Source organism: Stutzerimonas stutzeri, from assembly GCF_002890915.1.
In the GTDB taxonomy this organism is placed as follows: domain Bacteria; phylum Pseudomonadota; class Gammaproteobacteria; order Pseudomonadales; family Pseudomonadaceae; genus Stutzerimonas; species Stutzerimonas stutzeri_AF.
The window spans coordinates 295079-315224 of record NZ_POUT01000002.1 but is presented as its reverse complement, the minus strand read 5'-3'; the positions used below and the strand labels follow the sequence as shown (position 1 = coordinate 315224).

At 64.4% G+C, this 20146-nt stretch carries 22 protein-coding genes; 4 read left to right on the top strand and 18 right to left on the bottom strand.

Going from position 1 to position 20146, the window contains the following annotated elements; genetic code table 11:
* The 6 genes from kdsB to CXK94_RS05205 all read right to left on the bottom strand — a co-directional run bounded on the left by kdsB (position 1) and on the right by CXK94_RS05205 (position 5352).
* The gene (gene kdsB, locus CXK94_RS05230) at positions 1 to 765 is read right to left on the bottom strand and encodes a 3-deoxy-manno-octulosonate cytidylyltransferase (protein ID WP_102893534.1); all 765 of its coding nucleotides are present in this window, start codon (positions 763 to 765) and stop codon (positions 1 to 3) included.
* Positions 762 to 947 carry a Trm112 family protein gene (locus CXK94_RS05225; RefSeq protein WP_003293506.1) on the bottom strand — a complete coding sequence of 62 codons (186 nt, stop codon included), beginning with the start codon at positions 945 to 947 and terminating at the stop codon, positions 762 to 764. The genes kdsB and CXK94_RS05225 overlap by 4 nt, the downstream gene beginning before the upstream one ends.
* Before the next feature lie 46 nt (positions 948 to 993).
* Positions 994 to 1998: a tetraacyldisaccharide 4'-kinase gene (gene lpxK / locus CXK94_RS05220; protein ID WP_102893533.1), complete on the bottom strand. Its 1005-nt coding sequence runs from the start codon at positions 1996 to 1998 to the stop codon at positions 994 to 996.
* Entirely contained in the window at positions 1998 to 2426 is a 429-nt protein-coding gene (locus CXK94_RS05215) for an ExbD/TolR family protein (protein WP_037042382.1), read from the bottom strand. Before CXK94_RS05215 ends, lpxK begins: the two co-directional genes overlap by 1 nt.
* Positions 2423 to 3055 (bottom strand): MotA/TolQ/ExbB proton channel family protein, encoded by a 633-nt coding sequence (locus CXK94_RS05210; RefSeq protein WP_037042379.1) that lies wholly within the window; start codon positions 3053 to 3055, stop codon positions 2423 to 2425. Before CXK94_RS05210 ends, CXK94_RS05215 begins: the two co-directional genes overlap by 4 nt.
* Before the next feature lie 71 nt (positions 3056 to 3126).
* Positions 3127 to 5352 (bottom strand): DNA internalization-related competence protein ComEC/Rec2, encoded by a 2226-nt coding sequence (locus CXK94_RS05205; RefSeq protein ID WP_180984386.1) that lies wholly within the window; start codon positions 5350 to 5352, stop codon positions 3127 to 3129.
* 150 nt (positions 5353 to 5502) lie between these two features.
* On the opposite strand from CXK94_RS05205, the gene CXK94_RS05200 reads away from it, so the two are divergent.
* The gene (locus CXK94_RS05200; protein WP_037042378.1) at positions 5503 to 6018 is read left to right on the top strand and encodes a DUF2062 domain-containing protein; all 516 of its coding nucleotides are present in this window, start codon (positions 5503 to 5505) and stop codon (positions 6016 to 6018) included.
* 12 nt (positions 6019 to 6030) lie between these two features.
* Here CXK94_RS05200 and CXK94_RS05195 read toward each other — a convergent pair whose 3' ends face one another.
* Genes CXK94_RS05195 through CXK94_RS05185 form a run of 3 tightly spaced genes read right to left on the bottom strand, consistent with a single transcriptional unit; the run spans position 6031 to position 9228 of the window.
* Positions 6031 to 7275, bottom strand: a complete 1245-nt coding sequence (locus CXK94_RS05195) for a lipoprotein-releasing ABC transporter permease subunit (protein WP_102893793.1) — start codon at positions 7273 to 7275, stop codon at positions 6031 to 6033.
* Positions 7275 to 7973: a lipoprotein-releasing ABC transporter ATP-binding protein LolD gene (lolD, locus tag CXK94_RS05190; protein ID WP_102893792.1), complete on the bottom strand. Its 699-nt coding sequence runs from the start codon at positions 7971 to 7973 to the stop codon at positions 7275 to 7277. Before lolD ends, CXK94_RS05195 begins: the two co-directional genes overlap by 1 nt.
* Positions 7974 to 7980: 7 nt before the next feature.
* Positions 7981 to 9228: a lipoprotein-releasing ABC transporter permease subunit gene (locus tag CXK94_RS05185; RefSeq protein ID WP_102893532.1), complete on the bottom strand. Its 1248-nt coding sequence runs from the start codon at positions 9226 to 9228 to the stop codon at positions 7981 to 7983.
* Between the two features lie 98 nt (positions 9229 to 9326).
* On the opposite strand from CXK94_RS05185, the gene CXK94_RS05180 reads away from it, so the two are divergent.
* The 3 genes from CXK94_RS05180 to CXK94_RS05170 are packed head-to-tail and all read left to right on the top strand — an operon-like array spanning position 9327 to position 10927.
* On the top strand, positions 9327 to 9899 hold the full coding sequence (locus CXK94_RS05180) for a PilZ domain-containing protein (RefSeq protein WP_037042376.1): 573 nt from the start codon (positions 9327 to 9329) through the stop codon (positions 9897 to 9899).
* Between the two features lie 3 nt (positions 9900 to 9902).
* Positions 9903 to 10211: a phosphodiesterase gene (locus CXK94_RS05175; RefSeq protein ID WP_102893531.1), complete on the top strand. Its 309-nt coding sequence runs from the start codon at positions 9903 to 9905 to the stop codon at positions 10209 to 10211.
* Positions 10208 to 10927 carry a glycerophosphodiester phosphodiesterase gene (locus tag CXK94_RS05170; protein WP_102893530.1) on the top strand — a complete coding sequence of 240 codons (720 nt, stop codon included), beginning with the start codon at positions 10208 to 10210 and terminating at the stop codon, positions 10925 to 10927. Before CXK94_RS05175 ends, CXK94_RS05170 begins: the two co-directional genes overlap by 4 nt.
* A 262-nt stretch (positions 10928 to 11189) precedes the next feature.
* Here CXK94_RS05170 and sthA read toward each other — a convergent pair whose 3' ends face one another.
* From sthA to CXK94_RS05125, 9 genes are all read right to left on the bottom strand, one after another.
* Positions 11190 to 12584: a Si-specific NAD(P)(+) transhydrogenase gene (gene sthA, locus CXK94_RS05165; protein ID WP_102893529.1), complete on the bottom strand. Its 1395-nt coding sequence runs from the start codon at positions 12582 to 12584 to the stop codon at positions 11190 to 11192.
* Between the two features lie 177 nt (positions 12585 to 12761).
* On the bottom strand, positions 12762 to 12989 hold the full coding sequence (gene nqrM, locus CXK94_RS05160) for a (Na+)-NQR maturation NqrM (RefSeq protein ID WP_037042369.1): 228 nt from the start codon (positions 12987 to 12989) through the stop codon (positions 12762 to 12764).
* A complete protein-coding gene (locus CXK94_RS05155) occupies positions 12986 to 13909 on the bottom strand; it encodes an FAD:protein FMN transferase (RefSeq protein ID WP_102893791.1) in 924 nt (307 codons plus the stop codon). The genes nqrM and CXK94_RS05155 overlap by 4 nt, the downstream gene beginning before the upstream one ends.
* A gap of 105 nt (positions 13910 to 14014) precedes the next feature.
* Positions 14015 to 15241 (bottom strand): NADH:ubiquinone reductase (Na(+)-transporting) subunit F, encoded by a 1227-nt coding sequence (nqrF, locus tag CXK94_RS05150; protein WP_180984391.1) that lies wholly within the window; start codon positions 15239 to 15241, stop codon positions 14015 to 14017.
* 12 nt (positions 15242 to 15253) lie between these two features.
* On the bottom strand, positions 15254 to 15862 hold the full coding sequence (gene nqrE, locus CXK94_RS05145; RefSeq protein ID WP_037042363.1) for an NADH:ubiquinone reductase (Na(+)-transporting) subunit E: 609 nt from the start codon (positions 15860 to 15862) through the stop codon (positions 15254 to 15256).
* Entirely contained in the window at positions 15862 to 16536 is a 675-nt protein-coding gene (locus CXK94_RS05140) for an NADH:ubiquinone reductase (Na(+)-transporting) subunit D (RefSeq protein WP_177325813.1), read from the bottom strand. The genes nqrE and CXK94_RS05140 overlap by 1 nt, the downstream gene beginning before the upstream one ends.
* Complete coding sequence (locus tag CXK94_RS05135) at positions 16533 to 17327, bottom strand: Na(+)-translocating NADH-quinone reductase subunit C (RefSeq protein ID WP_102893527.1); 795 nt, start codon at positions 17325 to 17327, stop codon at positions 16533 to 16535. The genes CXK94_RS05140 and CXK94_RS05135 overlap by 4 nt, the downstream gene beginning before the upstream one ends.
* The gene (locus CXK94_RS05130; RefSeq protein ID WP_102893526.1) at positions 17320 to 18531 is read right to left on the bottom strand and encodes an NADH:ubiquinone reductase (Na(+)-transporting) subunit B; all 1212 of its coding nucleotides are present in this window, start codon (positions 18529 to 18531) and stop codon (positions 17320 to 17322) included. The genes CXK94_RS05135 and CXK94_RS05130 overlap by 8 nt, the downstream gene beginning before the upstream one ends.
* Before the next feature lie 3 nt (positions 18532 to 18534).
* Positions 18535 to 19872: a Na(+)-translocating NADH-quinone reductase subunit A gene (locus CXK94_RS05125; protein ID WP_102893525.1), complete on the bottom strand. Its 1338-nt coding sequence runs from the start codon at positions 19870 to 19872 to the stop codon at positions 18535 to 18537.
* Positions 19873 to 20146: the final 274 nt, after the last annotated feature.

Sequence of the window (20146 nt, the reverse complement as noted above, 5' to 3'; positions counted from 1 at the left end):
TCAGCTCCCCAGCAGCCGGCGAACCCGCTCGAGATCCTCTGGCGTATCCACCCCGGCCTGCGGTGCCTCGACGGCATCCTGCACATGGATGCGTCGGCCATGCCAGAGCGCGCGCAGCTGCTCCAGGCTCTCGGTGTTCTCCAGCCAGCACGGGCCCCAGGCGACGAAGTCGGCGAGGAAGCCTGCGCGATAGGCGTAGATGCCGATGTGCCGGCGATAGGGCACGCCCGCAGGCAACACGCTGCGATCGGCCGCGAAGGCATCGCGGGCCCAGGGCAAGGGGGCGCGGCTGAAGGTCAACGCCAGGCCGTCGCAGTCGGTCAGCACCTTGACCACGTTGGGATTGAACAGCGCCGTGGCATCGGCCAGCGGTTCGGCCAGCGTCGCCATGGCCGCCTCGCCGTGCGCGGCCAGGTTCACCGCGACCTGATCGATCACCGTCGGGGGAATCAGCGGCTCGTCGCCCTGCATGTTCACCACGATCGCATCGTCGGCCAGCCCCAGCTGCTCGGCCACTTCGGCCAGGCGATCGGTGCCGGAGTTGTGATCGGCGCGGGTAAGCAGGGCCTCGGCGCCGAATGCCACGCAGGCCTCGAGGATGCGCGCATCGTCGGTGGCGATCACCACCCGCTGCGCCGCGCTCTTGCGCGCCTGTTCCCAGACATGCTGGATCATTGGCTTACCAGCGATGTCCAGCAGCGGCTTGCCCGGCAGGCGGCTGGAGGAATAGCGTGCCGGGATCACGACGGTGTAGGCAGTGCTCATTTGTCCAGGCGCTCGTCCACATCGAGGGTTCGCGCCTCGCTTTCCAGCATCACCGGAATCCCGTCGCGCACGGGGAAGGCCAGGCCGTCGGCCTTGCAGATCAGTTCGGATTTGTCGTCGGCCAGCTTCAGCGGCCCCTTGCACAGCGGGCAGGCCAGAATATCGAGCAGTTTGGTATCCATGCGCAGTCCTTGGAAGCGGTCGACTGCGACAGCAGATCGAGCAGCTTTAAGAGTGGTCGGGCAGCAAGCGGGCCAGCTGACCGTCGAACCAGGCGACGAAGGCCGCCGAGGGCGACGCCTGCACCTGCAGGTAGGACCAGCCCGGTGGCGCGAAGGCCCGGCATTTCACCGCATCCTTTTCGGTCATCACCAGCGGCAGCTCGGGACTGAACTTCAGTCGCTCCGGGCTGTAGGCGGCATGATCGGCGAAGGCATGCGGAATCGGGCGCCAGTGTAGCGCCTCGAGCGTGGCGAAGAAACGCTGCGGGTTGCCGATTCCGGCCACCGCATGCAGTTGCTGCCCAACCGGGAAACGGTCGAGCGGCCAGCACTCGCCGGAGCACAGCTCGACCAACGCGCTGGGTTGCAGGGCGAAGGCATAGCCGCCGGCCGAGTCGGCGCTGGCGCCATTGAGTAGCACCGCGTCCACCGTATCCAGGCGCGCAGCCGGCTCGCGCAGGGGCCCGGCAGGCAGGCACCGGCCATTGCCCAGTCCGCGCGCCGCATCGATCAGCACCAGTTCGAGGTCACGCGCCAGCCGGTAGTGCTGCAGGCCATCGTCGGAAAGGATCAGGTCCAGCGGCTCGCTTTCCAGCAGCCGACGCACTGCACATGCACGATCCGGATCGATCATCAGCGGTACGCCGGTACGCTGGACGATCAGCAGCGGTTCGTCGCCGGACTGCTGCGCCGAATGCTCCGCCCGTACCCGCCACGGCAACGAGGGCGGACTGGCGCCGTAGCCACGGCTGACGACGCCGACCCGCAGCCCGCGCGCACGGCAATGTTCGATCAACCAGAGAATCAAGGGCGTCTTGCCGGTTCCGCCCACCGTGATGTTGCCGACCACGATGACCGGTACGGGCGCGCGATAGGTGTCGCGCGCACCTTCGAGGAAACGCCGACGCTTCGCCTCGACCACACGTCGGTACAGCCACTCCAGCGGCGCCAGCAGGCGCAGCGCCGGATGCCCCTGGTACCAGGCTCGTTGCAATCGTTCGGCGAGAGCCATCAGGGCGCGACCTGCGCCTCGACGGTGGTGATGCGCAAATGGGCGAAGCCGAGCTTGCCGGCCGCATCCATCGCAGTGATCACCGCCTGGTGCGGCGTCTTGCCGTCGGCGCTGATGATCATCGGCAGGCCGGTGTCGCCACCGGACTCCTTGTTCAGCGCGGCCATCAACGAATTCAGATCGCTTTTCAGCAACGCCTTGCCATTGAGCGAGTAGTTGCCGGCCACGTCGATCAAAACTTCCAGTTGCCGAACCTCGGTTTCCTGCGGCGGTGTGCCGCTGGCCGCCTCTGGCAGATCGACCTTGAGCTGCGTCTCACGGGTGAAGGTGGTGGTGACCACGAAGAACAGCAGCAGAATGAACACCACGTCGATCAGTGGCGCCAGGCCTATTTCCACGTTCTCGCGGGGTTTGCGCCGGAATTTCACGCCTTGTCCTCAGCGAGATCGACATCGCGGTCGCCCTGCAGCACTTCCACCAGTTTGATCGCCTCCTGCTCCATGCCTACGACCAGCTCGTCCACCCGACGCTGCAGGAAGCGATGGAAGAACAGCGCCGGAATGCCGACCATCAGCCCCGCGGCGGTGGTGATCAACGCCTTGGCGATACCGCCGGCAAGCAGCGGTGCATTGGCCATGCCCGAGCCCATGAATGCGCTGAAGATCTCGATCATGCCCAGTACCGTACCCAGCAGTCCCAGCAGCGGTGCGATGCCGGCGATGGTGCCCAGCGCATTGAGGTAACGCTCGAGATCGTGCACCACGCGGGCGGCGGCCTCCTCGATGCACTCTTTCATGATTTCGCGACCGCGCTTGGAATTGGCCAGGCCGGCGGCGAGGATCTCGCCCAGTGGCGAGTCGGCGCGCAACTCCTTGAGCTTCTGGTTGCTGAGCTTCTTGTCCTTGATCCACTTCCAGACCTGCCCCAGCAGATGCGGTGGCGTGACGCGGCTCGGCCGCAGCGTCCACAGGCGCTCGGCGATGATACCGGCGGCGGCGATGGAACACAGAATGATCGGCAGCATTATCCAGCCGCCCGCTTTGACCAGCTCCCACACGAGATGAATCCCCCTCGAAAAAGTGGCGCCACTCTAGCATAGGGTCGCCAGGCCGCCGACGGCCGCCGTTCTCATTTTTCCCGCCAGAAGCGTCGTTGCGCACGTGCGATATGGCCGCGGGAAAAGTCACCGAGATCGATCCGCACCGCGCCATGCAATGCGGTGTCGTAGGCGCGCACGCCGAGCGCCTGCAGCCGCGCCGTTACGCTCGGATGCGGATGGCCAAACGAATTGTGCAGGCTGCGCGAGATCAGCACCGCCTGCGGGGCCACGGCGCGCAGGAAGCGTTCCGACGAGGAACTACGGCTGCCATGATGCGGCAGCAGCAGCCATTGCGCCTGCACCGGCATCGGGCCTTCCAGCAACGCCTGCTCGGCCGCCTGGTCGATGTCGCCGGTCAGCAGCAGGCGTTCACCAGCCGCCTCGACCAGCAGCACACAGGAGGTCTGGTTGCTATCGCGTGCCTCCCGCCACTGCCACAGGCGAAAGCGCACGCCGTCCCACTGCCATTCGGCCCCGCTCCGGCAAGGCTCGGCAACCAGAGATGGCGCATGCCGCTGCGGCTGGCCACTGACGACGCGCGTCACCGGCATCAGCCGCCGGATCGCCTGGGCACCGCCGGAATGATCGTTGTCGGCATGGCTGAGCAAGAGCATGTCCAAGCCCGTCACACCCAACGTGCGCAAGGAAGGAAAGACCACCCGCTCCCCCGTATCGAACTCGCCATGGTTGGGCCCCGCGTCGTAGAGCAATGCATGCTCGCGGGTACGCACCAGCACGGAAAGCCCCTGCCCCACATCGAACAGCCACACCTGCGCCCGCCCATCGGGCGGGGCTTCCCGCGGCGGGAAGGCAAGCGGCAACAGCAGCACCAGCCCCAACCAGCGCACCGACACACCAGCGGGCATCAGCAGTAGCAGGACACCCAGCGCAACCGCCAGCCAGGCCCACCACGGCAGGCCGCTGGCCAGCCAGGCGGGCTGCCATGCCGAGACCACCGCCAGCAGATCGAACAGGGTCGCCAGCGACCAACCCACCGCCGACAACACCGCCTCGCCGAGGCCCCAGACAGGCAGGAGCAGCGTGCCAAGCAACGCAAAGGGCACCGTCAGGCTGATCCAGGGCACTGCCAGCAGGTTGGCCAGCGGCCCGCTGGCACTGATCGGCAACCCGAGCGCCAGCATCAATGGCAGCAGTCCCAGGGCCGCGGCCCACTGCGCACGCAACAGGGTCTTCCACCAGGGCCATGGCCCGAGGCGGCCGGCGAACACGAAAGCCAGCAGCGCCACGACGCCGAACGACAGCCAGAAACCGGGCTGCAGACTGACCAGCGGATCCAGCAGCAGAACCCCGTCCAGAGCCAGCAACAACGGCAGCCAGACACCCAGATGGCGAAAACGCAGGCGCCAGAGCAATACCACCGCGACCATCAGGCAGGCCCGGCGCACCGGCACATCGAACCCAGCCAGCCATCCGTAGGCCAGCGCCCCCGCCAATGCCAGGCCGCACGCCCAGGGCAACCAGGGCAGTTGCCGCGGCCACGCGCCCCAACGCGCGAGCAACGCCACCAGCCCGTACAGCAGGCCCGCCAGCATGCCGACGTGCTGCCCGGAGATCACCATCAGGTGCACCGTCCCGGTATCCTGCAGCACCTGCCAGTCGGCCCGACTCAACCCCGAATCGTCACCCACCACCAGGGCGGCAATCGCACCCTGCCGCTCGAATGCCGGAACGGCCATCAGCCGCGTCCTCAGGCGATCGCGCCAGGCAGCGGCGGTCGCCGACGACAGCAGTCGCTCCCCGGCCTTGACGCTTCCAGTCGCCCCGATCCGTCGTGCCAGCAACCAGGCTTCGTAGTCGAAGGCTTGCGGATTGACCAGGCCATGCGGGCGCTTCAGCCGCGCGGCCAGCCGCCAGCGTTCGCCGGCCCGCACCACCGGCCCGTCATACCAGGCCAGCCGCAGCCGGGTGGGCAGCCCGGCATGACGCGACGCGATATCGTCCAGTTCGAAGCGCACCACATCGCCGCGCACGGCGGGCAGCCCGACGACCGTCCCTTCCAGCCAGAAGGTGCGCCCGTCCATGGACGCCGGCAAGCGATCGTCGACGGCATGCTGGGCATGCTGGCAAGCCCAGGCCAGCCCGAGACAGAACAGCCCCAGCGCGCGCAGGCGCTTGCCCGGGACGAACAGCAGCCCCGCCACGACCAGGATCGGATAGGCCCAACCAGGCGGGAGTTCGGGTAAGAAACGTGGCAGGACGAGGCCTGCGGCCAGCGCCAGCATCCATGTGCGCATGGTTCTCGACTCCAGGAATCCATTCCGGAACCGCTATCGAGCGGATGGTCAATTTGTCGCAGTCGGAGACGTAATGTCACAAAAACTACTCTCAGCGCCGCTGCCCGATTCAAGGCATAATCGTCGGGCTAAGCCTGCCAGAGAAACTTCATGCCGCGTCGCTTATTCAAACGCTACATGCCGCACCCCGATCGCATCAAGGCTAACAAGTCCCTGCGTTTTCTAGGCGCGCTGATTCACGATCCCAACCTCTGGCACCTCAATCGCCATTCGGTGTCCCGGGCCATGGCGATCGGCCTGTTCTGGGCCATGATCCCCATGCCGCTGCAGATGCTGGCAGCGGCCATCTGCGCCCTGCCTGCGCGAGCCAACCTGCCGATCGCCGTGGGCCTGGTCTGGTTGACCAACCCGCTGACCATGCCACCAGTGTTCTACTGCAACTACAAGATCGGCACCTGGCTGCTGGATACCCCGGCCTCCGACATGCCGGCCGAGCTCAGCCTGGCCTGGGTGCGCCACATGCTGGAGAACAACTGGCAGCCGCTATACCTGGGTTCGCTGGTCGTCGCTACGGTGCTCGCAGTCCTCGGCTATGTCTTCACCCAGATGTACTGGCGCTGGTGGGTCGGGCGCAGCTGGCGCAAGCGGCGAAACGATCGCCGCTAGCGCCAGCTGCGCTCACTCGTAGCGCAGCACCTCGGCCGGCTGGGTCTGCGCCGCCCGCCAGGCGGGATAGAGAGTAGCCAGAAAACTCAGGGCAAGCGCCGTAATGGACACCAGCACGACATCCTCCAGGCGCAGCTCGGACGGCAGGGTACTGATGAAGTACACGTCGGAACTGAAGATATGCTGGCCCGACACCCTCTCGAGCCAGGCCACCAGCTCGCTCACGTTCAGCGCCCCGAGCACGCCCAGCACTGCGCCGATCAAGGTGCCGCTGAAGCCGATGATGCTGCCCTGAACCATGAAGATCGCCATGATCTGCCGCGGCGTGGCGCCCAGGGTGCGCAGGATGGCGATGTCGGCGCGCTTGTCGGAAACCACCATGATCAGCGTCGCGATGATGTTGAACGCGGCGACCGCGACGATCAGCATCAACAGCAGACCGATCATGGTCTTTTCCATCTTCATCGCGCTGAACAGGCTGCCCTGGGTATAGGACCAATCCTCGACGCGATAGCCCTCGCCGAGCACGCCCGCCAGCTGCGAAGCCACTTCCGGCGCACGGTACAGGTCCCTCAGCTTGAGCCGCACGCCCTGTACCTGCTGCGGCGTCCAGCGATGAATCTGCGCCGCATCGGCACGGTGGACCATGGCCATGCTGCCGTCCAGGTCGGCGCCGACCTTGAACACCCCGACCACGTTCAGGCGCTGCATGCGCGGCGTGACGCCACCGGGCGTCGAACTGACCTCCGGCACGATCAGCGTCAGCTTGTCGCCCAGCTTCAGGCCGAACCGCCGCGCCGTCATCAGGCCGATGATCACCCCATACTCGCCAGGCTTCAGGTCCTCCAGGCGGCCGGCGACCAGACGTTCGCCGACGATGGACACCTCCGCCTCGGCCTGCGGTTCGATACCGCTGACCTGGATCGGCTGCATGCTGCCCTTGAACGACAGCATGCCTTCCAGCTGGGTGATCGGCGCCATGCCGACGACCTGCGGCTGGGTCGCGAGGCGCGCCGCGACCGACTGCCAGTCATCCAGCGGCCGATCGCCGATGACCGTCGCGTGCGGCACCATGCCGAGAATCCGCGAACTCATCTCGCGCTGGAAGCCATTCATCACCGAGAGCACCAGGATCATCGCCAGCACCCCCAGCGACAGGCCGATCAGCGAGGTCAGGGAAATGAACGAGATGAAATGATTGCGCCGCTTGGCACGCGTATAGCGGCTGCCGATGAAAACACTCAGGGGCCTGAACATCATTCGGCCACCAGGCGTCCGTCTTCCAGACGCAGGACCTGATCCATCTGCGCGGCCAGTTGACGGTCGTGGGTGACCACCAGGAAGGCCGTGCGCAGCGAGCGGCTGAGCTCGAGCATCAGGTCCTGAATGCCCTGGGCGGTGTGGTGATCGAGATTGCCGGTAGGCTCGTCGAGCAGCACCAGCGCCGGCTCGTTGACCAGCGCCCGGGCGATGGCGACCCGCTGGCGCTCACCGCCCGAGAGTTCGGCCGGCTTGTGCTCCAGGCGATGGCCCAGGCCGACCCGCTCCAGCAGCGCGCTGGCCCGCCGGCGGGCCTCGGCGATCGGCGTGCGACCGATCAGCAGCGGCATGCAGACGTTTTCCAGCGCGGTGAATTCGGCGAGCAGGTGATGGAACTGGTAGACGAAACCCAGCGCCCGGTTGCGCAGCAGGCCGCGCTCCTTCTCGTTGAGCGCCGACAGTTCCTCGCCGGCCAGCCAGACGCTGCCCCCGCTCGGCGTGTCCAGGCCGCCGAGCAGGTTCAGCAGGGTACTCTTGCCGGAGCCCGAGCTGCCGACGATGGCCACCCGTTGCCCGGGAAACAGCTCCAGCTGCAGCCCGGCCAGGACTTCCACCGATTCCGGCCCCTGCTCGTAGCGCTTGCTCAGGTTGCGGCAGCTCAGCACCGCGTGCTCTTGCGAAGACAGCTCATTCATGGCCAGCTCACTCATAACGTAGCGCCTCCGCCGGCTGGGTGCGCGCGGCGCGCCAGGCCGGATACAGGGTGGCGAGGAAACTCAGGACCAGCGCCGCGAGGCAGACCTGGACGACGTCGGCGGCCATCAGCCGCGACGGCAGGTAGTCGATGAAATACACATCGGCGCTGAGGAACTTGTGCCCGATCAGGCGCTCCAGTGCCGCGATCCAGCTACTGACGTTCACGGCGGCGAACATGCCCAGCAACGCCCCGACCAGGGTGCCGACCACGCCGATCACGGTGCCCTGGACCATGAAGATCGCCATGATCTGCCGCGGCGTGGCGCCCAGGGTGCGCAGGATGGCGATGTCGCCGCGCTTGTCGGTGACCACCATGACCAGCGTGGAAATGATGTTGAACGCCGCGACGGCGACGATCAGCAGCAGCAACAGGCCGATCATCGCCTTCTCCATGCGGATCGCCTGGTAGAGATTGCCGTGGGTGCGCGTCCAGTCGCGCGAATAGAAATCGTCGCCCAGCTGGCCGGCCAGTTCCCAGGCGATGCGCGGCGCCTGGAACAGGTCGTCGAAGCGCAGACGCAGGCCCTGCACCTGATCCGGCTGCCAGCGCTGCAGGCGCGCCATGTCGGCGATATTGGCCAGGGCGACATAGCCGTCGATCTCACCGGCGCCGACATGGAAGATGCCGGTCACGGTGAAGCGCTTCATGCGCGGGAACATACCCGCCGGCGTCACGGTGACCTCCGGCGCGACGAAGGTGATCTTGTCGCCCACGCCGACCCCCAGCTTGGCAGCGGCCTTGTCGCCGATGACGATGCCGAAGCCGCCAGGGACGAGATCGTCCAGCGAACCTTCGCGGAAGAACCGATCGATGATCGAAACCTGCCGCTCGGCATCGGGTTGCACCGCATTGATCAGGATCTTGCTGACCTGACCCTGGTGGGTCAGCAGCCCCTGAGTCTGGATGAACGGCGCCGTGGCGAGCACCTGGGCATGACCTTCGAGGCGCTGGGCGAGCGCCTGCCAGTCATCGATCGGCACCGGGCTCTCGATGGTGGCATGGGGCACCATGCCCAGCACGCGGGTGCGCATCTCGTGATCGAAACCGTTCATCACCGACAGCACCACGATCATGACCAGCACGCCGAGGGCGAGCCCGATCATCGAGGTCAGGGAGATGAAGGAGACGAAGAGGCTGCGGCGTCTGGCGCGGGTGTAGCGCGCTCCGATGTACACGGACAGCGGTCTGAACATAGATCGACGGATTCGCTGGCGGGAAGAAACGAACATGCGGCTGACGCGGCCCCGGGGCCTGATACACTCTGGCCATCACTGCCGCCCCGGGTATCGTCATGCCGACACAAGACACAGAAGAACGCCGCGAATACTACCGTATCGAGGATCGCGTCGCACTGGAAATCATCCCCGCGGGCCAGGGCAAGGCCGCCGCGCAGGGCAGCCTCGCCCCGCTGTTCGGCCTGCTCGGCGAGCTGCATCAGCTCGACTTCGAGGCCCAGCATCTGCTGCGCCAGATCGCCGAGAACAACCGTACGCTGGCCAACTACCTGAAGGTACAGAACCGGCGGATCGAACTGCTGGGACAGGCGCTGGCGCAGGACCTGCTGAAGGATCTCGGCCCATCCCGATCGGTAATCCTGTCCGAAGGCGGCATCAGCTTCACCCATGACCAGGCGCTGGCCGAGAATATGCCACTCACCCTGAAACTGGTGCTGCTGCCCCAGGGGCTTGGCCTGCTGCTGGAAGCACGGGTCATTCGCTGCCAGGCCCAGGAAGACGGCCGCTATGAAATCAGCCTGGAGTTCGAAGCGTTGACTGATGCACAGCGGCAGTTGCTGGCGCGACATATCCTGCAGAAACAGGCGCTGGAGCGGCGCCTGGCCCGAGAAAACCTGCAAGGAGACTGACCCATGCGCCGCCTGGCGACCGTGCTGTTCATGCTGACATTCAGCCCTACCCTATTCGCCGAGGAAATCCGCATTCCCGTTGGCCAGCAGGGCCTGCCGGAAATGGCAATGCCGACCCGTGGCGGATCGAAGACCCGTGTGCTGGAACGCTTCGGCCTCGCCGACGAAGAGCGCCCGGCCGTGGGCCAGCCCCCGATCACCCGCTGGGATTATCGGGAATTCTCGGTATATTTCGAGGGCGACCGTGTCATCAGCAGCGTGCGCCACCACCAGCGCACCCAACCCCCGGCTCAGGAAGAATCGAAACCGTGACCCTCATCTACGGCCATCGCGGCGCCAAGGGCGAAGCCCCGGAAAATACCCTCGTGAGCTTCGAGCGCTGCCTGCAACATGGCGTGCGCCGTTGCGAGCTGGATTTGCACCTGTCCCGCGACGGCGAACTGATGGTCATCCACGACCCCACGCTCAAACGCACGACCGGCCGGCGCGGCAAGGTGGCCGAGCACGATGCCGCTGAACTCGTCGACTACGACGCCCGCTCGGGCGGCCCCGGCTGGAAGGTGCCCTGCCCCATCCCGCGGCTGAGCGAGTTGTTCGAAAAATGCGATTTCGAGCACTGGCAACTGGAGGTCAAGAGCGCCTCGCGCGTTCGGGCCGCGCGTACCGTACTGGCGATCAAGGAACTGGCCGCGCGCTACCAGTTGCTCGAGCGGATCACCGTCACTTCCAGCTCCCGCGAGGTGCTGCGCGCGTTGAAGCGGCTGGCGCCCGAGATTTCCCGCGGGCTGGTGGCCGAATACGCCTGGCTCGATCCGCTCAAGGTGGCCCGGCAGCATGGCTGTGAAATCCTGGCATTGAAGTGGACGCTGTGTACCCCCGAGCGCCTGGAAAAAGCACGCAAGCAGGGCCTGCATGTGTCCGTGTGGACGGTCAACGAGCCGGCCCTGATGCGCCGGCTCGCCGACTTCGGTGTCGACAGCCTGATCACCGATTTCCCTGGCGTGGCGGTGCAGACCCTGCGGGGTTGAGCATTGTCCGGCGCGCAGGACCGCCCGCTGGGGCTTCGTCGCATTGCGACTCAACCTACGGATGCCTGGCCGAAGGCATCCCGGGACCGGAATACCACCGCATCAGCGGATCGAAGCGAGCCCCGGACGACAAAAAACCGGCCCATGGGCCGGTTTTTTTGCTGTTGCCGCCTGAGACGCTAGAAACTCTCCCGATTGGGCCAATGCCACTCACGGGGATCGTCGAATTCTCCGGCCGGCTCAGGCCACCGGCCGGAGCCGCTCAAAAAAGCCGGTTGAGCCCGTCGAACGCAGCCACCCGGTAGGCTTCGGCCATGGTCGGGTAGTTGAAAGTGGTGTTGACGAAGTACTTGAGGCTGTTCGCCTCGCCCGTCTGGTTCATGATCGCCTGGCCAATGTGCACAATCTCCGAGGCCTGGTAGCCGAAGCAGTGTACGCCGAGCACTTCCAGCGTCTCGCGATGGAAGAGGATCTTCAGCATCCCGACCGGTTCGAAGGAAATCTGCGCCCGCGCCATGCTCTTGAAGAACGCCTTGCCCACTTCGTAGGGAATCTTCGCCTGAGTCAGCTCGCGTTCGTTCTTGCCGATGGAGCTGATCTCGGGAATGGTGTAGATGCCCGTCGGAACGTCGTCGACGAAACGCCAGGTGTCGTTGTCGACGATGCTGCCGGCCGCCGAGCGCCCCTGGTCGTAGGCCGCGCTGGCCAGCGAGGGCCAGCCGATCACGTCGCCAGCGGCGTAGATGTTGCCCACGGCAGTGCGATAGTGCTCGTCGACCTGCACCTGGCCACGGCTGTTGGCCTTCAGGCCGATGTTCTCCAGCCCCAGCTTGTCGGTATTGCCGGTGCGGCCGTTGCTCCAGAGGAAGGCGTCGGCCTTGATCTTCTTGCCCGACTTCAGGTGCAGGATCACCCCGTTCTCCAGGCCCTCGACCCGCTCGTACTCCTCGTTGTGACGAATCAGCACGTTGTTGTTGCGCAGGTGATAGCTGAGTGCATCGGAGATTTCGTCATCGAGGAAGCTCAGCAGCTGGTCGCGATTGTCGATCAGGTCCACCAGCACGCCGAGTCCGCTGAAGATCGAGGCATACTCGCAGCCGATGACCCCGGCTCCGTAGATAATCATCCGCCGCGGCGTGTGGCTCAGCGTGAGGATGGTGTCGCTGTCGTAGATACGCGGGTGATTGAAGTCGATATCCGCGGGGCGGTAGGGGCGCGAGCCGGTGGCGATGACGAACTGGCTGGCGACCAGCTTTTCCACCATGCCGTTCAGGCAGACCACTTCCACGCTCTGCTCGTCCGAGAAGCTGGCGGTGCCGAAGAAGGTATCGATGCGGTTGCGTGCGTAGTAACCCGTGCGCGAGGTCACCTGTTTGCTGATGACCTTCTCGGCGCTCTTCAGGACATCGGGGAAGGAGAACCAGCGCGGCTCGCCGATCTGGCGAAACAACGGATTGGTGTTGTACTGCATGATCTGCCGCACCGAGTGACGCAGCGCCTTGGACGGGATGGTGCCCAGGTGGGTGCAGTTGCCTCCGACCAGCGGACGGTTGTCTACCACGGCGACCTTGCGTCCCGCCTTGACGGCGTTCATCGCCGCGCCCTCCCCGGCCGGGCCGGAACCCAGTACCACCACATCGTAGTTATAGACAGCCATATACACTCCTGAAAACGCAGCGGACCACGCCGCTGCTGTCAACGAATTCGCCAAGGTTCGAGGAAAGCGACCGCACATCCACGCCCGCCAGGCACCACGCCTGGCGACGGAAATCCGCTACAGCCGCCAGCCAGGCCGGCGGCGAGCGCGGGGTTCGACGGTTTTGCCGAGTCGCGCTCAGCGTCTGCTCGCGTCGTAGGCAAGGTCGGTCTTGCCCAGCTTGTTCGCTTCGTTCACCTCTTCGCATTTCTCGCGGCTGCCGCCACAGATCGAGCATTCCTTCTCGATCCCCAGGTTGGCGATACCGCCGCAGGATCCCGCGATGGGCTTGCGCCCCATGATCACGCCGATCGCCATGCCGAAGACGACGAGCAGCATCACCAGAAAAACCAATAGCCAGGTCATTGCCCTACTCCCGCACCAAACAGCTCATCGAAGGCCTTGGTGCTTTTCGTTACGAAGCCTTGCCCTTCCCGAATCACGAAGAACGCGGCGATAGCCTCTTGCTCGGCAAACGCGAAACCCCGTTCGGGACCGAGCACCATCAATGCGGTAGACAACCCGTCAGCCCGCAGGGTCGATGCGTCGATCACCGTAACCGACGCCAGGGAATGCTCGATCGGCCGGCCACTCTGCGGGTCCAGCGTGTGCGAATAGCGCTTGCCGTCACGCTCGAAGTAGTTCCGGTAGTCTCCCGATGTGGAGACGCCCAGGCCATCGAGCTCGATGATCTTCTGCGCTACGCGCTCGTCGTCCCTCGGCGCCTCGATGGCGATACGCCAGGGCGCCCCATCCGGCTTGTGCCCCTGCGCCTTCAACTCACCGGTGATCTCCACCAGGTAGCTGCGCACGCCCAGTTCCTGCAGGCGCGCGATCACCCGGTCCACGGCGTAACCGGCGGCGATGCTGTTGAAATCCAGCTGCACGGCCGCGTCCTTGCATAGCCGCTCGCCATCGATACGCAAGTGCCGGTGGCCGGTGATCGCCCGTGCCGCTTCGATCTCCTGTACATCCGGCACGCGTTCGGCCCGGCCTTGCGGGCCGAAGCCCCAGAGGTTCAACAAGGGTTCGAGTGTAAGATCGAACGCTCCGCCGCTGTCGGCGGACAAGCGGTTTCCGGCTGCGACCAATTCACGCACCGCCGCGGGCACCGCTTCGCAGCTGCCGGCCGCCAAGGCATTGAAGCGCTCGACGTCGGAGTCGCTGCGATAGGTAGACAGCTGCCTGTCGAGCTCGCCGAGAATGGCCTCGGTCTCTTTCTGCAGTTGCTCCTTCGCGGCGACATCGCGGCTAGCCACGTACTTGACCGTATAGGTGCTGCCCATGGTCGGGCCGCCGAAGCTCTCGACCTCGTCCTGAAACAAGCAGCCCGTCAGGGCTGCCGCCAGGGCGACAGCGATGACGGGCTGGAGTGACGCACGGATCATGCGCTAGCCGCCGAAGTCGTCGAGCAGGATGTTCTCCGGTTCGACGCCCAGATCGGTCAGCATCTTGATCACCGAGGCGTTCATCATCGGCGGGCCGCACATGTAGAACTCGCAGTCTTCCGGCGCCGGATGGCTCTTCAGGTAGTTCTCGTACAGCACGTTGTGGATGAAGCCGGTCGGGCCTTGCCAGTTGTCTTCGGGCAGCGGATCGGACAGCGCCAGATGCCACTCGAAGTTCGGGTTCTCGGCCTGCAGCTGGTCGTACTCATCGACATAGAAGGCTTCGCGCATGGAACGGGCGCCATACCAGAAGCTCATCTTGCGCGTGGACTTCAGGCGCTTGAGCTGGTCGAAGATGTGCGAACGCATCGGCGCCATGCCGGCACCGCCGCCGATGAACACCATCTCGGCATCGGTATCCTTGGCGAAGAACTCGCCGAACGGCCCGTACACGGTGACCTTGTCGCCCGGCTTGAGGCTGAACACCCAGGAGGACATCTTGCCCGGCGGGATGTCGTCGCGCCCCGGCGGCGGCGACGCCACGCGGATGTTGAATTTCACCAGCCCGCGCTCTTCGGGGTAGTTGGCCATCGAATAGGCACGGATGGTGGTCTCGTCGACCTTGGAGACGTAGCGCCACAGGTCGAACTTGTCCCAGTCGGCGCGGAATTCCGGCTGGATGTCGAAATCCTTGTACTTCACCGTGTGCGGCGGGCACTCCAGCTGCACGTAGCCGCCGGCACGGAAGTCGACGTTCTCGCCTTCCGGCAGCTTGAGCGTCAGCTCCTTGATGAAGGTGGCGACGTTGGGGTTGGACTCGACGGTGCATTCCCACTTCTTCACGCCGAAGACTTCTTCCGGCACCTCGATCTTCATGTCCGCCTTGACCGGAGTCTGGCAGGACAGGCGCCAGCCCTCGCTCGCTTCGCGGCGAGTGAAGTGCGACTCCTCGGTGGGCAGCATCTCGCCGCCACCGCTCTCGACGATGCACTTGCACTGCGCGCAGGTGCCGCCGCCGCCACAGGCGGACGAGAGGAAGATGTTGTTGGCGGCCAGTGTCTGCAGCAGCTTGCCGCCCGCGGGTACGGTGATGGTCCGCTCACCGTTGATCTCGATGGACACGTCGCCGCTGGAAACCAGCTTGGCGCGCGCAGCCAGGATGATCACCACCAGCGCAAGCACGATGGCGGTGAACATACCGATGGCGAGGAAAATTTCGTAACTCATCAGTTCGTTCCGTCCTTACAGCTGTACGCCAGAGAAAGACATGAAGCCGAGCGACATCAGTCCGATGGTGATGAAGGTGATGCCCAGACCCTGCAACCCATCCGGAACGTCGCTGTACTTCAGCTTCTCGCGAATACCGGCCAGCAAGGCGATCGCCAGCGCCCAGGAGGCACCGGAGCCGAGGCCGTAGACGACGCTCTCGCCCAGGTTGTAGTCGCGCTCGACCATGAACAGCGTGCCACCCATGATGGCGCAGTTCACGGTGATCAGCGGCAGGAACACGCCGAGGGCGTTGTAGAGGCTGGGTACGTATTTATCCAGCAGCATCTCGAGAATCTGCACGATCGCCGCGATCACGCCGATGTAGCTCAGCAGGCCGAGGAAGCTCAGATCCACCTCCGGCAAGCCGGCCCAGGACAGCGCCCCGGCCTTGAGCAGGTAGGTATAGATCAGGTTGTTGGCCGGCACGGTGATGCTCTGCACCACGATGACCGCGATACCCAGGCCGATGGCGGTTTCCACCTTCTTGGAGATGGCGATGAAGGTACACATGCCGAGGAAGAACGCCAGGGCCATGTTCTCGATGAACACGGCGCGGACGAACAGGCTGATGTAATGCTCCATTAGTAAGCCTCCTTGTTCGAGACTTGCGGCGCCATTCTGAAGGCAGGCTTCTCGACCTGCTCCTTCTTCCAGCTACGAATGCCCCAGATGAACAGGCCGATGAGGAAGAACGCCGATGGCGGCAGCAGCAGCAGGCCATTGGGTTGATACCAGCCACCGTCGTTGACGACCGGCAGGATGGTGTAGCCCATCAGCTTGCCGGCGCCGAACAGCTCGCGGACGATGCCCAGCGCGATCAGCATGGCACTGTAGCCCAGACCGTTGCCGATACCGTCGAAGAACGACAGCAGCGGCGGGTTCTGCATGGCGAAGGCTTCGGCCCGGCCCATGACGATACAGTTGGTGATGATCAGGCCGACGAACACCGACAGCTGCTTGGACAGCGAGAAGGCATAGGCCTTGAGCACCTGGTCGACGACGATAACCAGCGACGCGATGATCACCATCTGCACGATCATGCGGATCGAGTTGGGGATCTGGCTGCGGATCATCGAGATGAACAGGTTGGAGAACGCAACCACCAGCGTCAGCGCGACGGACATCACCAGCGCGGTGTTGAGGTTGGAGGTTACCGCCAGCGCCGAACAGATACCGAGGATCTGCAGGCCGATGGGGTTGTTGTTGAAGACCGGATTGAACAGGACTTCTTTGACAGTGGGTTGCGACATGATCAAGCCTCCCCAGCGCGCAGGTTAGCGATAAATGGACCGAAGCCGTTCTCGCCCAGCCAGAAGTGCAACAGGTGGTTGACCCCGTTGCTGGTCAGGGTTGCACCGGCCAGGGCATCGACCTGATGGTCGGCCTTCGGACTCTGCGGGTCTACACCGCCCTTGACGATCTGCACGGCCAGCTTGCCGCTGTCGTCGAACAACTGCTTGCCCGGCCACATGCCGCGCCATTTCGGATTGTCGACCTCGCCGCCCAGGCCGGGAGTCTCGCCATGCTGGTAGAAACCGAAGCCAGCCACGGTGTTCAGGTCGCCCTTCACGGCCATGAAGCCATAGAGGGTGGACCACAGGCCGTAACCGCGAACGGGAAGGATCAGCGTATCGATCTCGCCCTCGCCCTGCCCTTCGACGATATAAACGGTGCTGTAGCGCTCGCGGCGCTTGATGGAAGCGATGTCCTGTTCAGCCGGAAGCACAGCGGACAGCGCGGGATCCTTGGCCGCCACCAGCGGATCGAAGGTCTTGGCATCGAGTTCATCGCTGAACTTGCCGGTTTCCAGATCGACCAGACGGGCAACGATGCGCTCGTTGAACAGTTGTTTGACCTGACGGCTGGACATACCCGCCTCGCCCAGGCCGGCGATGGCCAGGATGCTGCGCTGCTTGTCCAGCAGGCGGTTCTCTTGCTGGGTCGGACGCAGCGCCACGGCGGCACCGGCCACGAAGATGGAGCACACCAGGCAGACCAGCAGGGCTACCGTCAGCGTACGGACGGTGGATTCTTTCTGACTAGACATTACGTGCCAGCCTCCGCTTGATATTGGCCTGAATGACGAAATGGTCAATCAGCGGCGCACACAGGTTGGCGAACAGGATCGCCAGCATCATGCCTTCCGGGAAGGCGGGGTTGACCACACGGATCAGCACGACCATGACACCGATGAGAATGCCGAATACCCATTTGCCGGTGTTGGTCATCGAGGCCGAAACCGGATCGGTCGCCATGAAGATCATGCCGAAGGCGAAACCACCGACGACCATGTGCCAGTACCAAGGCATGCCGAACAGCGGATTGGTCTCCGAGCCGATCAGGTTGAACAGGTAGCTCAGGCCGATCATGCCGAGCATCACGCCGGCGACGATGCGCCAGGAGGCGATCTTGCTGACCAGCAGCACCGCGCCGCCGATGAAGATGGCCAGCGTGCTGGTTTCACCGATCGAGCCATGCATGGTGCCGATGAAGGCGTCCATCCAGGTGATGCCGTTGTTGATCACGTTCTCCATGCCACCGGCGAAGCCCAGGCTCAGCGCGGTCGCGCCGGCATAGCCATCGACGGCGGTCCAGACCGCGTCGCCGGACATCTGCGCCGGATAGGCGAAGAACAGGAACGCACGGGCGGTCAGCGCCGGGTTGAGGAAGTTCTTGCCGGTACCACCGAAGATTTCCTTGCCGATCACCACGCCGAAGCTGATGCCCAGCGCCACCTGCCACAACGGGATGGTCGGCGGCAGGATCAGCGCGAACAGCACGGAGGTGACGAAGAAGCCCTCGTTGACTTCATGCTTGCGGATCGAGGCGAACAGCACTTCCCAGAAACCACCGGCGATGAAGGTCACCGCATAGATCGGCAGGAAGTAGGCGGCGCCCTGGATGAAGTTGTCCCACAGGCTGTTCGGGTCGAAGCCGGCGAGCGCACCGACCAGGCCGAAGCGCCAGCCTTCCTGGGCAGCCAGGAGTTCCGGGCTCTGGGCGAAGATCAGGTTGGCCTGGTAGCCAGTGTTCCACATGCCGAAGAACATCGCCGGGAAGGTGCACAGCCAGACGGTGATCATCATGCGCTTGAGGTCGATGCCGTCGCGCACGTGAGCGGTGGTCTTGGTGACGCTACCGGGACGATAGAGGAAGGTGTCGGCCGCTTCGTACAGTGCATACCACTTTTCGTACTTGCCGCCCTTTTCGAAGTGATGCTCGATCTTGTCGAGGAATGCGCGGATGCCCATGCCTTAACCCTCCTTCTCGATGCGGGTCAGATTGTCCCGCAGGATCGGGCCGTATTCGTATTTGCCGGCACAGACATAGCTGCACAGTGCAAGGTCCTCTTCGTCGAGTTCCAGGCAGCCGAGCTTCTGCGCCACCTCGGTGTCGCCCACGATCAATGCGCGGAGCAACTGGGTCGGCAGGATGTCCAACGGCATCACTTCTTCGTAGTTGCCCACCGGCACCATGGCGCGCGGGCTGCCGTTGGTCGAAGTGGAGAAGGCGAACTTCTTGCCCGCCATCAGCTTGGAGATATAGATGTTGAGGATCGAGTGCTTGTCGACACCGGCACGCATGTAATGCAGCATCTCGCGCTCCTTGCCCTCACGCAGGCAGGACACCTGCTGGTGGTAGCGACCGAGATAGGCGAAGGCGCCATGAGCGGTGCGACCACCGAGCAGCGAACCGGAAACCACACGATTGGCGCCCGGCTGCAATTCGCCAGCGGTCAGCTCGTCCAGGTTGGCACCCAGCCGGGTGCGCAGCAACCGCGGATTTTCCACGACCGGACCAGCCAGGGACACCACGCGCTCGACCGCCAGACGGCCGCTGGTGAACAGCTTGCCAATGGCGATCACGTCCTGATAGCCGACGGTCCAGACGCTTTTGCTGGCACTCACCGGATCGAGGAAATGGATATGGGTGCCGGCCAGGCCCGCCGGATGCGGGCCATCGAAGGCTTCGACCTGCACCTTGGCGAGCGACTCGCCCGGCAGGGAGGCGCCCGGGGCTTTGCACAGGAACACCTTGGCCAGGTTGCCCAGCACCTTGAGGCCAGCCTCGAAGGCTTCGGCCTGTTCGGCGATGATGACCGCCGGATCGGCAGCCAGGGGATGGGTGTCGATCGCAGTCACGAAGATCGAGCGAGGCACCGCATCGATCGCCGGAACCTTGCTGAACGGCCGCGTGCGCAAGGCGGTCCACAGGCCGGATTGCTGGAGGTTCTCGCGAACCTGCTCGCTGCTCAGGCTGTCCAACTGAGCGGGCGAGTAGGAAGCAAAGGTGATTTCCTCATCGCCATCCAGGTCGATGACCACCGATTGCAGTACGCGCTTCTCGCCACGGTGAATGGCGCTGACGACGCCGGCCCCCGGGGCCGTGTAGTGGACGCCCGGAGACTTCTTGTCGGAAAAAACAATTTGCCCCAGCTTGACCCGATCACCGACCTGAACTGCCATGGTCGGCTTCATGGTCGGATAGTCGAAGCCAATTACGGCGACGCTGCGCACGGGCCTGCCGGCCTCGATACGCTGCGCCGGCCCACCGGCTATGGGCAAATCAAGCCCTCGTTTTATATTGATCATCGGTTTGCCTAACCACTGATTTTAGAAAGCTTTTTTTGCAGGCCCAGCGACATGGCGCAAAGTAGGATTGCGCCGTACGCGCCAATGAGATATTGGCGCGACACCATGTCGCGGACCCAGGTAAAAAATCCGTCCGATTATAGAGGTCGTATGCCTTGACTGGCCACCCAGGTATTGCGGATTTTTGACTCGAGACAAGAGAAGCAAAATTATCTGCGCCGCACCTCTTTCCCGATCCCGGGCCGCTCAACCTCGCCGGATAGCGCTCGAGCCG

What these genes read in the sequence shown, in the direction of transcription:
- kdsB (WP_102893534.1), bottom strand. Translation starts at nt 765, where the DNA reads ATGAGCACTGCCTACACCGTCGTGATCCCGGCACGCTATTCCTCCAGC.
- CXK94_RS05225 (WP_003293506.1), bottom strand. Translation starts at nt 947, where the DNA reads ATGGATACCAAACTGCTCGATATTCTGGCCTGCCCGCTGTGCAAGGGG.
- lpxK (WP_102893533.1), bottom strand. Translation starts at nt 1,998, where the DNA reads ATGGCTCTCGCCGAACGATTGCAACGAGCCTGGTACCAGGGGCATCCG.
- CXK94_RS05205 (WP_180984386.1), bottom strand. Translation starts at nt 5,352, where the DNA reads ATGCGCACATGGATGCTGGCGCTGGCCGCAGGCCTCGTCCTGCCACGT.
- CXK94_RS05200 (WP_037042378.1), top strand. Translation starts at nt 5,503, where the DNA reads ATGCCGCGTCGCTTATTCAAACGCTACATGCCGCACCCCGATCGCATC.
- CXK94_RS05195 (WP_102893793.1), bottom strand. Translation starts at nt 7,275, where the DNA reads ATGTTCAGGCCCCTGAGTGTTTTCATCGGCAGCCGCTATACGCGTGCC.
- lolD (WP_102893792.1), bottom strand. Translation starts at nt 7,973, where the DNA reads ATGAATGAGCTGTCTTCGCAAGAGCACGCGGTGCTGAGCTGCCGCAAC.
- CXK94_RS05185 (WP_102893532.1), bottom strand. Translation starts at nt 9,228, where the DNA reads ATGTTCAGACCGCTGTCCGTGTACATCGGAGCGCGCTACACCCGCGCC.
- CXK94_RS05180 (WP_037042376.1), top strand. Translation starts at nt 9,327, where the DNA reads ATGCCGACACAAGACACAGAAGAACGCCGCGAATACTACCGTATCGAG.
- CXK94_RS05175 (WP_102893531.1), top strand. Translation starts at nt 9,903, where the DNA reads ATGCGCCGCCTGGCGACCGTGCTGTTCATGCTGACATTCAGCCCTACC.
- sthA (WP_102893529.1), bottom strand. Translation starts at nt 12,584, where the DNA reads ATGGCTGTCTATAACTACGATGTGGTGGTACTGGGTTCCGGCCCGGCC.
- nqrM (WP_037042369.1), bottom strand. Translation starts at nt 12,989, where the DNA reads ATGACCTGGCTATTGGTTTTTCTGGTGATGCTGCTCGTCGTCTTCGGC.
- CXK94_RS05155 (WP_102893791.1), bottom strand. Translation starts at nt 13,909, where the DNA reads ATGGGCAGCACCTATACGGTCAAGTACGTGGCTAGCCGCGATGTCGCC.
- nqrE (WP_037042363.1), bottom strand. Translation starts at nt 15,862, where the DNA reads ATGGAGCATTACATCAGCCTGTTCGTCCGCGCCGTGTTCATCGAGAAC.
- CXK94_RS05135 (WP_102893527.1), bottom strand. Translation starts at nt 17,327, where the DNA reads ATGTCTAGTCAGAAAGAATCCACCGTCCGTACGCTGACGGTAGCCCTG.
- CXK94_RS05130 (WP_102893526.1), bottom strand. Translation starts at nt 18,531, where the DNA reads ATGGGCATCCGCGCATTCCTCGACAAGATCGAGCATCACTTCGAAAAG.
- CXK94_RS05125 (WP_102893525.1), bottom strand. Translation starts at nt 19,872, where the DNA reads ATGATCAATATAAAACGAGGGCTTGATTTGCCCATAGCCGGTGGGCCG.